This window comes from Klebsiella sp. PK01, from assembly GCF_057624675.1.
The window spans coordinates 211571-226631 of the sequence record NZ_JBYEZM010000004.1 but is presented as its reverse complement, the minus strand read 5'-3'; the positions used below and the strand labels follow the sequence as shown (position 1 = coordinate 226631).

The following is a 15061-nucleotide window of genomic DNA, read 5'->3' as shown; positions in this document are numbered from 1 at the left end:
GCCGGATAGAACGCTATCCGGCTTGCTGGTAGGGTCTCTCTATTCGGGGGAATAAGGAAGATCAGGATTATCCAGCCAATGTGTTAAAAAGTGGGAAACCGCCTGATGACGGCAGTCGCCGATGATCGGTAGATGCGGCAGTTCAGCTTTGAGCTGCGGCATCGCGTTACCCATAATGAATCCTCGCCCTACGCTACCAAGCATCTCGCGATCGTTCATGGCATCGCCAAATGCCATGCAGTCCTGCAACGAGAAACCTAAGTGCTGGCTCAGCACCGCCAGCGCCGTGCCTTTATTACAGCCGACCGGCAGTACCTCCAGACAATCCATCGCCGAAAAGCAAATAAACGCGCGAGCGCCTAACGCTTCATTTAGCTGGATCCGCAGACGGCGCAGATCGTCATGATCGCCGCAGAAACAGATCTTGGTGACGTGGTGCGCCGGCATCCGTTTCGGATCGCGCAGTTGATAATGAAAGCCGCTGAAGGCGTGAGCTCGGAGCAGTTCCGGCCTTGCCTGGCCGGTAAACCAGCCGCCGTCGTTAAAAACGTGCATGCTGGCCTGAGTATCCCACACGCTATGCAGCACCTCTTCCGCCACTTCAGGGTTCAAATCCTGACGGTACAGCTCGTCGCCTTCCAGTGAATGGATGCGCGTACCGTTGCCGGTAATCAGAAAAGCATCAAGGGAAAACTCGCCGATCAGATGGCGCATTTCCAGAGCATGGCGACCGGTGGCGAAAGTCAGGGCGATATCGCGTTCACGCAACCGTCTCAGCGCCGTGAGGGTCAGTTCTCCGAGACGATGGTCCGGCATCAGCAGGGTGCCGTCCATATCAAATGCCGCCAGTTTTGCCATGGTATTTTCCCCGATGTGTGATGGGTTTCGCTTGTGTTGCAGTATCGCCTGAGATATACGGAAGTAATAGTGAATAGATATTTTTTATTGTTCCGGGTTTTCCGCAAATGAGATTATTAAACCGTTTAAATCAGTACCAGCGGCTATGGCAGCCGTCGTCCGGCGCGCCGCAGCAGGTGACCGTCGGCGAACTGGCGGAGCGCTGTTTTTGTAGCGAGCGCCATATCCGTACGCTGTTACGCCAGGCCCAGGAGGCCGGTTGGTTAAGCTGGCAGGCCAGCTCCGGGCGCGGCAAGCGCGGAATGCTCTGTTTTCACAAAACTCCGGAAAGCCTGCGTAACGAGATGATGGAACAGGCGCTGAATAAGGGTCAGCAGCAAAACGCGCTGGAGCTGGCGCAGCTGGCGCCGGTTGAGCTGAAAGCGTTGTTGCACCCCTTCCTCGGCGGCCTGTGGCAAAACAATACCCCGACGCTGCGTATCCCTTATTATCGGCCGCTGGAACCGCTGCGCCCCGGTTTTCTTCCCGGTCGTGCGGAACAACATTTGGCCGGGCAGATCTATTCCGGCCTGACGCGTTTCGACGATAGCGATAATACGCCGGTGGGCGATCTGGCGCACCACTGGCAGGTATCACCCGATGGATTACGGTGGCACTTTTATATCCGCTCGACCCTGTGCTGGCATAACGGCGATACCGTGGAAACCTCACAGCTGCGGCAAAGACTACTGTTGCTACTGGAACTGCCGGCTCTCCGCACCCTTTTTGCCAGCATTAGCCGCATCGATGTCACCCACGCCCAGTGTTTGACGATTACGCTGCATCGCCCGGACTACTGGCTACCGTTCCGTTTAGCCAGCTATTGCAGCGTGCTGGCGCATCCTGACGATCCGGCAATCGGCAGCGGCCCGTTCCGATTGAAACTTTTTGGCCCGGATCTGGTTCGTCTGGAAAACCATCCCCGCTACCATTTACAGCATCCGCTGATCCAGGCGGTAGAATACTGGATCACGCCGCAGCTATTCGAAAGCGATCTCGGCACCAGCTGTCGCCATCCGGTACAGATCACCATCGGCGATCCTGAGGAGCTCAATAATCTGCGCCAGGTGAGCAATAGCATCAGCCTCGGTTTCTGCTATTTGACCCTGCGTCAGAGTCCACGTCTCAGTAAAGCGCAGGCCCAGCGGCTGATTTCGATTATCCACCGCTCGTCGTTGCTGGAAACGCTACCGCTGGACGAAGATCTGATCACGCCGAGCCATGAGGTACTGCCCGGCTGGTCCATTCCTCAGGGCCCGGAAAACCATGAGGTGCCGCTGCCTCGCCAGCTTACCCTGCTCTATCATTTGCCGGTCGAATTACACACTATGGCTGAGCAGCTGAAACGGCGCCTCGCCTCTCTCGGCTGCGAACTGACGCTCATTTTTCACGACGCCAAAAATTGGGACGGCTGCCGATATCTGGCACAGGCCGATATGATGATGGGCGATCGCCTGATTGGCGAAGCGCCGGAATATACCCTTGAACAGTGGCTACGCTGCGACACGCTATGGCCTAATTTGCTGACCGGGGCGCAATATGCGCATCTGCAGGCAACATTAGATGCCGTGCAGGCGCAGCCCGAAGCGCGTAGCCGCAACGATGCCCTGCGCAACGTCTTCAATACGCTGATGGATGACGCCATCATGACGCCGTTATTCAAATACAATTACCGCATCAGCGCACCGCCGGGTGTTAACGGCCTGCGCCTCAATGCCCGAGGCTGGTTCGACTTCGCCAGCGCCTGGCTACCGGCATCATCGGCGTGAGAGAGCTGGTCGCCGCGAGCGTCTGACGGTACCATATCGCTCTCACTTATTTAGTCAGGAATTGCTATGAAACGCGCCGTAGTGGTCTTCAGCGGAGGACAAGACTCAACAACCTGCCTGGTGCAGGCACTGGAACAGTATGACGAAGTGCATTGCGTCACTTTTGATTATGGCCAACGCCACCGCGCCGAGATTGACGTGGCTCGCGAGCTGGCGCTAAAACTGGGCGCGGTGGCGCATAAAGTGTTGGACGTTACGCTGCTTAACGAACTGGCGGTGAGCAGCCTGACGCGCGATAGCATTCCGGTACCGGATTACGAGCCGGATGCCGATGGTATTCCGAATACCTTCGTTCCAGGTCGCAATATTCTGTTTTTAACCCTGACGGCGATCTACGCCTATCAGGTTAAGGCTGAAGCAATTATTACCGGCGTTTGCGAGACCGACTTCTCCGGTTACCCGGACTGCCGCGACGAATTTGTTAAAGCGCTGCACCACGCGGTTAGCCTTGGCATGGCAAAAGATATACGTTTTGAGACGCCGCTGATGTGGCTCAACAAAGCCGAAACCTGGGCGCTGGCCGATTATTGGGGCCAGTTGGATCTGGTTCGCCGCGAAACGCTCACCTGCTATAACGGCATCAAGGGCGACGGCTGCGGCCAGTGTGCGGCCTGCAACCTGCGCGCCAACGGCCTGAATCAGTATCTGGGCAATAAGGCCGGCGTGATGGCGATCATGAAGCAAAAAACCGGTCTGGGCCAGGGGCACGAAGCTTAAATTGACCTCCCCGGTGGCGCTTCGCTTACCTGGGCTACGGATTCACCGCATTCCACCAGCCGGTAGCCGGACAAGGCGCGTCAGGCGCCGCCTCCGGGAATCGATTGGCACGAAGCCTGAGTTCAACCTCCCCGGTGGCGCTTCGCTTACCGGGGCTACGGATTCACAACATCCCACCAGCCGGTAGCCCGGAAAAGGCGCGTCAGGCGCCGCCTCCCGGAATCGATTGGCACGAAGCTTAAGTTCAACCTCCCCGGTGGCGCTTCGCTTACCGGGGCTACGAATTCACAACATCCCACCAGCCGGTAGCCGGACAAGGCGCGTCAGGCGCCGCCTCCGGGAAACAATTGGCACGAAGCCTGAGTTCAACCTCCCCGGAGGCGCTTCGCTTACCGGGGCTACGGATTCACCGCATTCCACCAGCCGGTAGCCCGGAAAAGACGCATCAGGCGCCGCCTCCGGGAATCGATTAGCACGAAGCCTGAGTTCAACCTCCCCGGTGACGCTTCGCTTACCGGGGCTACGGATTCACAATATCCCACCAGCCGGTAGCCCGGAAAAGGCGCGTCAGGCGCCGCCTCCCGGAATCGATTGGCACGAAGCCTGAGTTCAACCTCCCCGGTGGCGCTTCGCTTACCGGGGCTACGGGTTCACCGCGTCCCACCAGCCGGTAGCCGGACAAGGCGCGTCAGGCGCCGCCTCCGGGAATCGATTGGCACGAAGCCTGAGTTCAACCTCCCCGGTGGCGCTTCGCTTACCGGGGCTACGGATTCACCGCATTCCACCAGCCGGTAGCCGGACAAGGCGCGTCAGGCGCCGCCTCCGGGAATCGATTAGCACGAAGCCTGAGTTCAACCTCACCTACAGGTTCACCGCTCTCCGCGGTCCGGCTGTTGTTAGCGTAAATTCATCTGGTCGAGCTTTTCGCGCAACTCCCCTTCCAGCGGCTGCGCCTTCTGCGTTTTCAGATCAATGCAAACAAAGGTAATCAGCGCATCGGCCACCACTTCACCGTTAGGATTAAGGGTCACCACCTGACTTAAGGTGCCGCTTTTACCGTTCAACTGCTCCAGCTTACTGGTCACGGTAAGTACATCCCCGAGTACCGCCGGGCGGCGATAATTGATATTGATATTGACCACGACAAAAGCGATGTTATGGCTGGTCATCCAGTGAAACGCCGGGCTACTCTCCAGCCCATCCCAGCGCGCCTCTTCGAGAAACTCCAGATAACGAGCATTGTTAACGTGCTGGTAAACGTCCAGATGATAACCGCGAACTTTAATTTGAGTCTGCATAGCGCACATGCCTTACTATTATTGTTGTTAATCAGGTAAGAGGTCACACCAGATGGCGTAACCTCTTTAGCATGGCAAAGATTTACCACTGTGCAAACCAGCGGGTGAAATTAGAGCGTCAGATGTGACAGATTTCTCTCTACCAGCGAACTGCCCATCCCCGGAACCTGTTTAAGATCGTCGAGAGTCTTAAACGGCCCATACTCTTCGCGGTAGCTGACGATTGCCTGCGCTTTCTTGAGCCCAACGCCGTTCATGGCCTGTGCTAGCTCCTCCGCGCTGGCATTATTGATGCTGACCCGCGCGCCGACGTTATCAGTCGTTTTTCCTTCCTCCGGCATTTTCGTCTGCGGCGCCTGAATAGTCTCTTTTGCCGATACCGCCTTGCCGCTCGCCGATGCCGCCAGCGCCCCCTGAGAACCCGCCGTACAAGCCAGCAACACGGCGACAATAACCATTTTCATTCCTCTGTTCATGCTGTTATCTCCTTGTTTGTAGACAGCAAGGTCACGATAGCGGCTGCGAAAACGGAGTACAAAAGGCAGATTGCGGAAATGGAAAAGGCCGCGAAAGCGGCCTTTGAATATTGCATCGCGTTACCTCGTTTTGCGAGGCGGCGCGAAATTATTGCTGCTGGTCGACGAGGTCGCCAAGCTTGATTTTGGCGTCTTTACGCAGGTTGCTCATCAGCGCTTCGAATGCGATTTGCGCATTATTCTGGGTAATACCCTGCACCATCGCTTTCTTCTGCTCTTCCGGCATAGAACCCGCTTTCACTTCATCAAGCGCCAACAATACTACGTTGCCTTTGGCATCGTTGCCCACGCCGTAGCTCGCTTTATCTTTCTGCGGCAGCGGCAGGGAGAAGGCTGCCTGGCTCAGCGGATCCTGGCCGGTACGGGACAGCGTCTGCGCCGCGCCGAAGCTCAGGCCGGCGGCTTTCATCGCTTCATCGCCTTTGCCCGCTTTCAGGTCGGCCAACAGTTTATCGGCATCCAGTTTCGCCTGCTGTTCCGCTTTGTTGCGCTTCACGATATCCGTCACCTGCGCTTTCACTTCCGCCAGCGGTTTAACGCTTTCCGCTTTGTGCTCGCTAATACGCAGGACAAAGGCGCGATCGCCGTCAACGGTAATGATGTCGGAGTTATTACCCGGCGCGCCGTTTTCACCCACCAGACCGCCATTAAAGATAGCATCGGCAACCGGCTTGAAGTTCAGCTCTTCCGGTAAGTTGTTACGACCGAACCAGCCGGTCTCAACCACTTTCAGGCCGGCGACCTGCGCGGCCCCCGCCAGGGATTCGTTATCATTGCTGGCCGCGTCGCTGACCTTCTGCTGTAGCGCGTAGTAAGCATCCAGCGCTTTTTCCTGTTTCACTTTTGCCGCGATGTCGTTACGCACGTCGGCCAGCGGTTTGACCTGCGCCGGCTGAACATCGTCCAGGCGCGCCACCAGGAAGCCTACGGAAGATTTGATCACCCCGGAAAGCTGGCCTTTGTCTTTCAGGCCGGCATCTTTCAGCTCAGGCACGGTGGAAGCCTCTTCCATCCAGCCCATATCGCCGCCGTTACGCGCGGAGATGATGTCGGTGGATTTCTCTTTTGCCAGCGTGGCGAAGTCGGCGCCTTTTTGCAGTTCGGCCAGTACCGCTTTCGCATCAGCTTCAGTTTTAGTCTGAATCACGCTGTAGCGATTACGCTGCGGCTGAGTGAACTGATCTTTATGCTGGTCGTACCATGACTGAATTTCTTCGTCAGAGGCGTTTTCCTGCATGCTGGCGGCATCCATCTTGATGTAGCTCACGCGGAACTGCTCCGGCGCCATAAAACGGGCCTGGTTCTGCTGCCAGAAGGCGTTAATCTCTTCATCGCTAACGGTCTGTTTCGCCGCCAGAGCGTTAACATCGATAGTTGCTTCACGAACCACGCGCTGCTGGGAGACCAGCGCCGCCAGTTGATCGGACTCGCCCGGCAACATGAAATCGGTACCGGCTACCGCGTTGATCAGCTGCTGAGTGGTCAGCTGGTTACGCAGCGCTTGCGCGTATTGATCGGTGGTCATGCCCATTTGATTCACGATACCGGTGAAACGTTCGTTATCAAACTTGCCGTTCGACTGGAAGGCCTGGGTCTGGAAGATGGCCTGTTTCACCTGGTCGTCGCTGATGCTAAGGCCCAGTTGACGAGCATACTGGTCCAGCAGCGATTCGTCGATCAGGCGGTTCAACACCTGCTGACGCATGGTCTTCATGTAGTTTTCGTTGGCCGCCAGTTCGGAGAACTGATCGCCTAGCTGCTGCTGCATGCGGTTACGCTCGCTGGCAACGGCATTTTCAAACTGCGCGCGGCCAATCTCCTGACCATTCACTTTTGCGGCATAGTTGTTGCCGCCGCCAATCAGGTAACCACTCACCCCGGTCAAAATGAACGAGACGATAATGATACCGAAAATAATCTTGAGCACGACGCTGTTGGCGGCCGTGCGTAGGTTGTCCATCATGGTGTAACAACGCTCCGCTGTAGATGACTTTTGCTCGCGCAGCATAGCACGTGATGGCTGCCGCGCGTGAGGACGTATTTTGACAAGAAAACGGGGCAATTGTCAGCCCACAAGTGCGCATAAACACACATAAAGTCGCGTTCTGGACAAATAAAAAAGGCACATCTCGCGATGCGCCCTTGTACTTCGTCACATTCCCTGACGGGAGAGCCGATTAGTTTACCGCGTCTTTCAGCGCTTTACCTGCACGGAAGCCCGGTACTTTAGCGGCAGCAATGGTAATTTCTTTACCTGTTTGTGGGTTGCGACCAGTACGGGCAGCACGCTCTTTAACAGCAAAAGTACCGAACCCTACCAGCGCAACATCATCCCCAGCTTGCAGAGATTCAGTAACAGAAGCGATCAAAGCATCTAACGCACGTCCAGCTGCAGCTTTAGAAATGTCCGCACCCGCAGCAATTTTGTCAATCAGTTGAGATTTATTCACTGTTCTCTTCCTCTCTTTATAATTTATATCGCACCAGAATCCTTCATGGCGCGACCGCGCAGCAGTTATATCAGGACTGTCATGCCCTTACAACAGAGTTGTCGATGACCCCTGCCAGCGATCTAAGTTAGCTACACAAAAAAAGGCTGGCAAGTACGAATTTACTTACCAGCCCCACTTTTCTTAACGCTATTTGCGCGATATCACTATTTTGCGCTTACAACCTGCATGCCAAATGGTTCATTTTGCAGAGCAAGTGTCAGAACTTCCTCGATTCGCTGTACCGGATGGATATCCAAATCGGCGATAACGTTTTCCGGAATTTCTTCAAGGTCACGCTTGTTTTCGTAAGGAATCAGAACAGTCTTAATGCCCCCACGATGCGCCGCCAGCAGTTTTTCCTTCAGACCGCCGATCGGCAGCACCTGGCCGCGCAGGGTGATTTCCCCTGTCATCGCCACATCGGCGCGTACCGGGTTACCGGTTAGACAGGAAACCAACGCGGTGCACATCGCCGTACCGGCGCTCGGACCATCTTTTGGCGTTGCCCCTTCCGGCACGTGCACGTGAATATCGCGTTTTTCGTAGAAGTCCGGATTGATACCGAGCTTCTCAGCACGCGCGCGCACCACGGTCAGCGCAGCCTGAATCGACTCCTGCATGACTTCGCCAAGTGAACCGGTATAGGTTAACTTACCTTTGCCCGGAACGCAGGCGGTTTCGATGGTCAGCAGATCGCCGCCCACTTCCGTCCACGCCAGACCGGTCACCTGACCTACGCGGTTTTCACTATCCGCACGGCCATAGTCAAAGCGCTGCACGCCAAGATAATCATGCAGATTTTCACCGTTAATCTCGATGTGTTTCAGCGATTTATCCAGCAACAGCTGTTTAACGGCCTTACGACACAGTTTGGAGATTTCACGCTCCAGGCTACGAACGCCCGCTTCACGGGTGTAGTAACGAATAATGCCGATAATGGCGCTATCGTCGACCGTCAGCTCGCCTTTTTTCAGCGCGTTGCGTTCGATCTGCTTCGGCAGCAGGTGGCGCTTAGCAATGTTCAGTTTTTCATCTTCGGTATAACCGGAGAGACGAATGACTTCCATACGGTCCAACAGCGGAGCCGGAATATTCATGGAGTTGGAGGTCGCCACGAACATGACGTCGCTGAGATCGTAGTCCACTTCCAGATAGTGGTCGTTAAAGGCCACGTTCTGTTCCGGGTCCAGTACTTCCAGCAACGCTGAGGCCGGATCGCCGCGCATGTCGGAGGACATTTTGTCGATCTCATCCAGCAGGAACAGCGGGTTTTTCACCCCGACTTTCGCCATTTTCTGGATCAGCTTACCCGGCATGGAGCCAATATAGGTACGGCGGTGACCACGAATTTCCGCTTCATCACGCACGCCGCCCAACGCCATGCGCACGTACTTACGCCCGGTGGCTTTGGCAATAGATTGACCCAGCGAGGTTTTACCTACCCCCGGCGGTCCAACCAGGCACAGGATCGGCCCTTTCAGCTTGTTAACGCGACTCTGCACCGCAAGATACTCAAGGATGCGGTCCTTGACTCGTTCCAGACCATAGTGGTCGGTATCGAGGATCTCCTGCGCCTGACGCAGATCTTTTTTGACCTTGCTGCGAGCATTCCACGGCACCTGCACCATCCAGTCGATGTAGCCGCGCACGACGGTGGCTTCCGCCGACATCGGGGACATCATCTTCAGCTTTTGCAGTTCCGCTTCGGTTTTTTCTTTCGCCTCTTTCGGCATCTTCGCCGCGTCGATCTTACGCTTCAGCGCTTCGTTTTCGTCCGGGGCGTCATCCATCTCGCCGAGCTCTTTCTGGATGGCTTTCATTTGCTCATTCAGATAATACTCACGCTGAGATTTTTCCATCTGCTTTTTCACGCGGTTGCGAATGCGTTTCTCAACCTGCAGCAGATCGATTTCAGATTCCATCATCGCCATCAGATATTCCAGACGTTCGTTCACGTCGGACATCTCCAGCACGGACTGTTTGTCCGCCAGCTTAAGCGGCATATGCGCAGCGATGGTATCCGCCAGACGTGCGGGATCGTCGATGCTATTCAGCGACGTCAGCACTTCCGGTGGGATTTTTTTGTTCAGCTTGATGTAGCCTTCAAACTGGCTGATAGCCGTACGCACCAGCACTTCCTGCTCACGCTCTTCAATGACCGGAGAAGCAAGGTACTCTGCTTTGGCGGAGAAGTGTTCGCCGTTATCGGACAGCGCAGTAATACGCGCACGCTGCAAGCCTTCCACCAGCACTTTCACGGTGCCATCAGGCAGCTTCAGCATTTGCAAAATTGACGCCACGGTCCCGACGGTGAAAAGATCGTTTACACCCGGCTCATCCGTCGACGCTTCTTTCTGTGCGACCAGCATGATTTTTTTATCATGGTCCATGGCCGCTTCCAGACAACGGATAGATTTTTCCCGCCCTACAAACAGGGGTATGACCATGTGCGGATAAACCACCACATCGCGCAACGGCAATACGGGGATTTCAATGCGTTCAGAACGCTCAGGATTCATAGAGCTCTCTCTTAGTTTAAAGTCCGCCAGGTAGCCGACGACACCTTCATTAACGCGTCGCCGTTAATATGTAATCCAGTATATGGGGATGTATTCCATACATTCAACGGCGGGAACACAGGAAAAATAAAAGGGGGGATAAAATCCCCCCTTTTTGCTTAACTGCTTGTGTCGATTGGCGAATTATTCGCCAGATGCCTGCTGCGCTTCCGGCTTGCCGTAGATCAGCAGCGGTTTGCTCTGACCTTCGATTACCGACTCGTCAATCACCACTTTTTCGACATCTTCCATGGACGGCAGATCGTACATGGTGTCGAGCAGCGCGGCTTCAACGATTGAACGCAGGCCACGGGCGCCGGTTTTACGCGCCATCGCTTTCTTCGCGATCGCATCCAACGCTTCATCACGGAACTCCAGCTCCGCGCCTTCGAGGCCAAACAGCGCCTGATACTGCTTAGTCAGGGCGTTTTTCGGCTCTTTCAGGATCTGAATCAGCGCTTCTTCACTCAGTTCATTCAGCGTCGCAACAACCGGCAGACGGCCGATAAATTCCGGGATCAGACCAAACTTGATCAGATCTTCCGGCTCGACCTGCGCCAGCAGTTCACCTTCGCTGGCTTTGTCAGATTTCGCTTTAACCGTCGCGCCAAAACCAATGCCGGAGCCGGTTTCTACGCGGTGGGAAATCACTTTGTCCAGGCCGGCGAACGCGCCACCGCAGATAAACAGAATCTTGGAGGTATCAACCTGCAGGAACTCCTGCTGCGGATGTTTACGTCCGCCCTGCGGCGGAACAGCGGCTACGGTGCCTTCGATAAGCTTCAACAGCGCCTGCTGAACGCCTTCGCCGGACACGTCGCGGGTAATCGACGGGTTATCCGATTTACGGGAAATTTTGTCGATTTCATCGATGTACACGATGCCGCGCTGCGCTTTCTGCACATCGTAATCGCATTTCTGCAGCAGCTTCTGAATGATGTTTTCTACGTCTTCACCCACGTAACCCGCTTCGGTCAGGGTGGTGGCATCGGCCATGGTAAACGGAACATCCAACAGACGCGCCAGCGTTTCCGCCAACAGCGTTTTACCGGAACCGGTCGGCCCGATCAGCAGAATGTTGCTTTTACCCAGTTCTACGCCGTTGCTGGTATCGCCGTTACGCAGACGTTTGTAGTGGTTGTATACCGCCACTGCCAGCACTTTTTTCGCCTGTTCCTGGCCGATAACATAATCGTCCAGATGATGGCGAATTTCGTGCGGCGTCGGCAGCGCGCTGCGCTCACGATGCGGAGCGACTTCTTTAATCTCTTCGCGAATGATGTCGTTACATAAATCAACGCATTCGTCGCAGATATACACGGACGGCCCGGCGATCAGCTTACGCACTTCATGCTGGCTTTTGCCGCAAAAAGAGCAGTACAACAGTTTGCCCGAACCATCTTTGCGTTTATCTGTCATGAGTCCAAACCTCTTCTTAAGTTCTTTGTGCCGCAGATGACGACGCAAATGCCATTCTCAGGCGCAAGTCGCGGTGACGCGTTGTGCCGCCCAGTTGTTAAAACAAGTATAGCGGCACCCTTACGCCACGGGCATCAATTACGATGGGTCAAGATGGAATCTACCAGTCCGTATTCCACCGCTTCCGACGCCGACAGGAAGCGATCGCGCTCGGTATCACGCTCGATCTGCTCAAGGGATTGACCCGTGTGATGCGCCATCAGTTCATTCATGCGCCCTTTCACTTTCAGAATTTCACGGGCGTGGATTTCGATGTCCGTCGCCTGACCCTGATAGCCGCCCAGCGGCTGGTGAATCATCACGCGGGAGTTCGGCAGGCAGAAACGCTTGCCTTTCGCCCCAGCGGTCAGCAGGAAGGCCCCCATCGAAGCCGCCTGCCCCATACAGATAGTGCTGACATCCGGCTTGATGAACTGCATGGTGTCGTAAATTGACATCCCGGCGGTGATCACGCCGCCCGGAGAGTTAATGTACAGGTAAATATCTTTTTCTGGATTTTCCGCTTCCAGAAACAGCATCTGCGCCACGATCAGATTAGCCATGTGGTCTTCCACCTGGCCGGTCAGGAAGATAACGCGTTCCTTGAGCAGACGGGAATAGATATCAAAAGAACGTTCACCGCGTGAGGTCTGTTCAATGACCATCGGCACCAGGGCCATATGGGGTGCAAAGTTATCTCGTTCGCCACTGTATGACATTTCCGTCTCCTGGATTAATTTTGAAAAAACCTGCTGCACTGATTGTAACCTTATGGACGGATTATCAGCCAGAGTTTCTATCCGCAGGGCACTGATACGTTGAGCTGGTCATTATTTCTGACGCTGCGGATGCAGATACGTCACCCGGTTATGGGGATGGCGCAGCCATAATTCAAGCATAACAACCTTTTGGAGTAACGCTATCACTGAAAATGTGTTTTAGCACTCATCCTAAGCCTATCATTGCAATAAAAAAAACCCGCCGCCTTTCGGCAACGGGCTTTTGCGCGAACTTTAAACAGCCGGACGAAATTACGCCTGCTGGTTCATCAGTTCGTTGAAGGAAGTGGCTTTTTCAGACACTTTAGCTTTCGCCAGCACGGCTTCAACAGCCTGCTCTTCCAGCGCCACGTTGCGCATGTTGTCCATCAGCTCTTTGTTCTTGCTGTAGAACTCAACCACTTCTGACGGATCTTCGTACGCGGAAGCCATCTCTTCGATCAGGCCTTTCACGCGCTCTTCGTCAGCTTTCAGCTCGTTGGTGCGAATCACTTCGCCCAGCAGCAGGCCAACAACTACGCGGCGTTTAGCCTGCTCTTCGAACAGTTCGCGAGGCAGTTCCAGAGCCTGTTTCTCGTTACCGCCGAAACGCTGAGCGGCCTGACGACGCAGTACGTCGATTTCGCTGTCGATCAGGGCAGCAGGAACGTCGATGTCGTTCGCTTTCACCAGGCCTTCGATAGCCTGAGATTTCACGCGGTTACGCACGGCGCCTTTCAGCTCGCGTTCCATGTTTTTACGCACTTCCGCGCGCAGACCTTCTACGGAACCATCTTCAACGCCGAAACGTTTGATGAATTCTGCAGTCAGTTCAGGCAGTTCGCGTTCTTCAACTTTTTTCAGGTTGATAACGAACTTAGCGGCTTTACCTTTCAGGTTTTCAGCGTGGTACTCTTCCGGGAAGGTCACGTCGATGGTGAATTCTTCGCCAGCTTTGTGGCCTTTGATACCGTCTTCGAAGCCCGGGATCATACGGCCCTGGCCCATCGCCAGTACGAAGTCAGACGCTTTACCGCCTTCGAACTCTTCGCCGTCTACGGAACCGGTGAAGTCGATGGTAACGCGATCTTCAGCGTCAACGGTGCCTTCTTTTTCTTTCCAGTTCGCCTGCTGCTTACGCAGGGTGTCGAGCATGCCGTCAACGTCAGCGTCGGTAACTTCAACAACCGGTTTTTCAACTTCGATTGCGTCCAGACCTTTCAGCTCAACTTCCGGATACACTTCGAACTCTACCGCGTAGGTGAAGTCTTCGCCCAGCTTGTATTCGCCCGGAACGTAGTTCGGCGCGCCAGCCGGATTAATTTTCTCTTTGATGATCGCGTCAACGAAATGACGGCTCATCAGGTCGCCCAGCACGTCCTGGCGAACGGAAGCGCCATAACGCTGAGCAACAACATTCATCGGCACTTTGCCTTTACGGAAGCCGTCAATGCGAACTTTTTTCGCTACGTTGACCAGCTCGCTTTTGACAGCATTCTCGATGCTGTCAGCGGCGATAGTAATCGTTACACGGCGCCCAAGGCCCTGAGTGGTTTCAACTGAAACTTGCATCTTGTTACCTCAAAAAAATCACAGTGCTCGGTCAACTCTGGAAGCGCGTGTAGGTGGCTTCGCAGAACCGGGATGCCCTCTTCAAATCAGAAACACATTCCCTGTCGTCAGAATCATCCCGAAGACATTCATATATAAGACGCGGCATTATAGCGGCATCACTTTTGTGAGTCGAGAACGGTTGTCGCCTACTGCTGCGGCGTTTTTCACATTTCCCGCTCAAATTTGTCTGCAAAAGCGCGAACTTTGCGCATTTTCCAGGCAAAAGAAAACGGCCCGCAGGCCGTTTTTGCTAAATCTTCACGCAACATACTGGAAAAGCGCCAGCGGTTGCAAATGTGATTTTTACGCGATGCTCCCCGCTCCGCGGCATGGCGGAGAGGCAAAGACGGTATCCTGTAGCCCTTCCCACTCTTTAATCGTGTAAGTATGCAGCGCCAGGGCGTGCACGGTGCTTGACAGCTCCTCGGTCAACGTACCGTAAATCATACGATGACGATTAAGGAAACGTTCGCCGGTGAAGCGGTCGCTCACCAACACCACTTTAAAATGACTTTCAGAGCCCGCAGGGACGTTGTGCCGATAGCTTTCATCCACGACTTCCAGATACATCGGGTCGAACGCTGCTCTTAGTTTTGCTTCGATCTGCTCACGTATCATCATGAATTTTCTCCTCCGACAACGCTGAGATGCCGCCTTTCCCTTTAAATGTTAGCCGCTTTTACCGCTTCCATTGGCAGAAAACAACAAAAAATTAGCATTCCTCTGATATTTTCACGCAAAAGTATCAGGTTTACTAATGATGAATGCTAAATCTCCCGGCCAAATCGCCACCGGAAATGGGACGAGGTCATAAAACGCACAACACGATGATTTTCCACTCGTAGCCACTTCCCCTCACCGTTGGCGATGTTATGATGGCGGGAATTTTCCTTAAACACCCTAA

The 15061-nt window shown here is 54.6% G+C and carries 12 protein-coding genes; 2 read left to right on the top strand and 10 right to left on the bottom strand.

The window, feature by feature from the left end:
• Positions 1-39: 39 nt before the first annotated feature.
• Positions 40-858 (bottom strand): HMP-PP phosphatase, encoded by an 819-nt coding sequence (gene cof / locus AC22LX_RS14290; protein ID WP_047047021.1) that lies wholly within the window; start codon positions 856-858, stop codon positions 40-42.
• Between the two features lie 107 nt (positions 859-965).
• Between cof and AC22LX_RS14285 the strand changes: the two genes are divergently transcribed.
• Positions 966-2666 carry an SgrR family transcriptional regulator gene (locus tag AC22LX_RS14285; protein WP_487334037.1) on the top strand — a complete coding sequence of 567 codons (1701 nt, stop codon included), beginning with the start codon at positions 966-968 and terminating at the stop codon, positions 2664-2666.
• 66 nt (positions 2667-2732) lie between these two features.
• Positions 2733-3443 carry a 7-cyano-7-deazaguanine synthase QueC gene (queC, locus tag AC22LX_RS14280; protein ID WP_045393589.1) on the top strand — a complete coding sequence of 237 codons (711 nt, stop codon included), beginning with the start codon at positions 2733-2735 and terminating at the stop codon, positions 3441-3443.
• A gap of 896 nt (positions 3444-4339) precedes the next feature.
• Here queC and AC22LX_RS14275 read toward each other — a convergent pair.
• The 9 genes from AC22LX_RS14275 to bolA all read right to left on the bottom strand — a co-directional run bounded on the left by AC22LX_RS14275 (position 4340) and on the right by bolA (position 14778).
• Positions 4340-4741, bottom strand: a complete 402-nt coding sequence (locus tag AC22LX_RS14275) for a YbgC/FadM family acyl-CoA thioesterase (RefSeq protein WP_020079469.1) — start codon at positions 4739-4741, stop codon at positions 4340-4342.
• 110 nt (positions 4742-4851) lie between these two features.
• The gene (locus AC22LX_RS14270) at positions 4852-5217 is read right to left on the bottom strand and encodes a helix-hairpin-helix domain-containing protein (RefSeq protein WP_487334036.1); all 366 of its coding nucleotides are present in this window, start codon (positions 5215-5217) and stop codon (positions 4852-4854) included.
• Positions 5218-5365: 148 nt separating this feature from the next.
• The gene (gene ppiD / locus AC22LX_RS14265; protein ID WP_045390838.1) at positions 5366-7240 is read right to left on the bottom strand and encodes a peptidylprolyl isomerase; all 1875 of its coding nucleotides are present in this window, start codon (positions 7238-7240) and stop codon (positions 5366-5368) included.
• A 214-nt stretch (positions 7241-7454) separates the two neighbouring features.
• Positions 7455-7727, bottom strand: coding sequence for a nucleoid-associated protein HU-beta (gene hupB, locus AC22LX_RS14260; protein WP_002444653.1), 273 nt, complete (start codon positions 7725-7727; stop codon positions 7455-7457).
• Positions 7728-7933: 206 nt separating this feature from the next.
• The gene (gene lon / locus AC22LX_RS14255; protein WP_015367948.1) at positions 7934-10288 is read right to left on the bottom strand and encodes an endopeptidase La; all 2355 of its coding nucleotides are present in this window, start codon (positions 10286-10288) and stop codon (positions 7934-7936) included.
• Between the two features lie 183 nt (positions 10289-10471).
• On the bottom strand, positions 10472-11746 hold the full coding sequence (gene clpX, locus AC22LX_RS14250; protein WP_015704591.1) for an ATP-dependent protease ATP-binding subunit ClpX: 1275 nt from the start codon (positions 11744-11746) through the stop codon (positions 10472-10474).
• A 134-nt stretch (positions 11747-11880) separates the two neighbouring features.
• Entirely contained in the window at positions 11881-12504 is a 624-nt protein-coding gene (clpP, locus tag AC22LX_RS14245; RefSeq protein WP_003021624.1) for an ATP-dependent Clp endopeptidase proteolytic subunit ClpP, read from the bottom strand.
• Positions 12505-12816: 312 nt separating this feature from the next.
• Positions 12817-14115, bottom strand: coding sequence for a trigger factor (gene tig, locus AC22LX_RS14240; protein ID WP_487334035.1), 1299 nt, complete (start codon positions 14113-14115; stop codon positions 12817-12819).
• Between the two features lie 345 nt (positions 14116-14460).
• Complete coding sequence (gene bolA, locus AC22LX_RS14235; protein ID WP_015367954.1) at positions 14461-14778, bottom strand: transcriptional regulator BolA; 318 nt, start codon at positions 14776-14778, stop codon at positions 14461-14463.
• Positions 14779-15061: the final 283 nt, after the last annotated feature.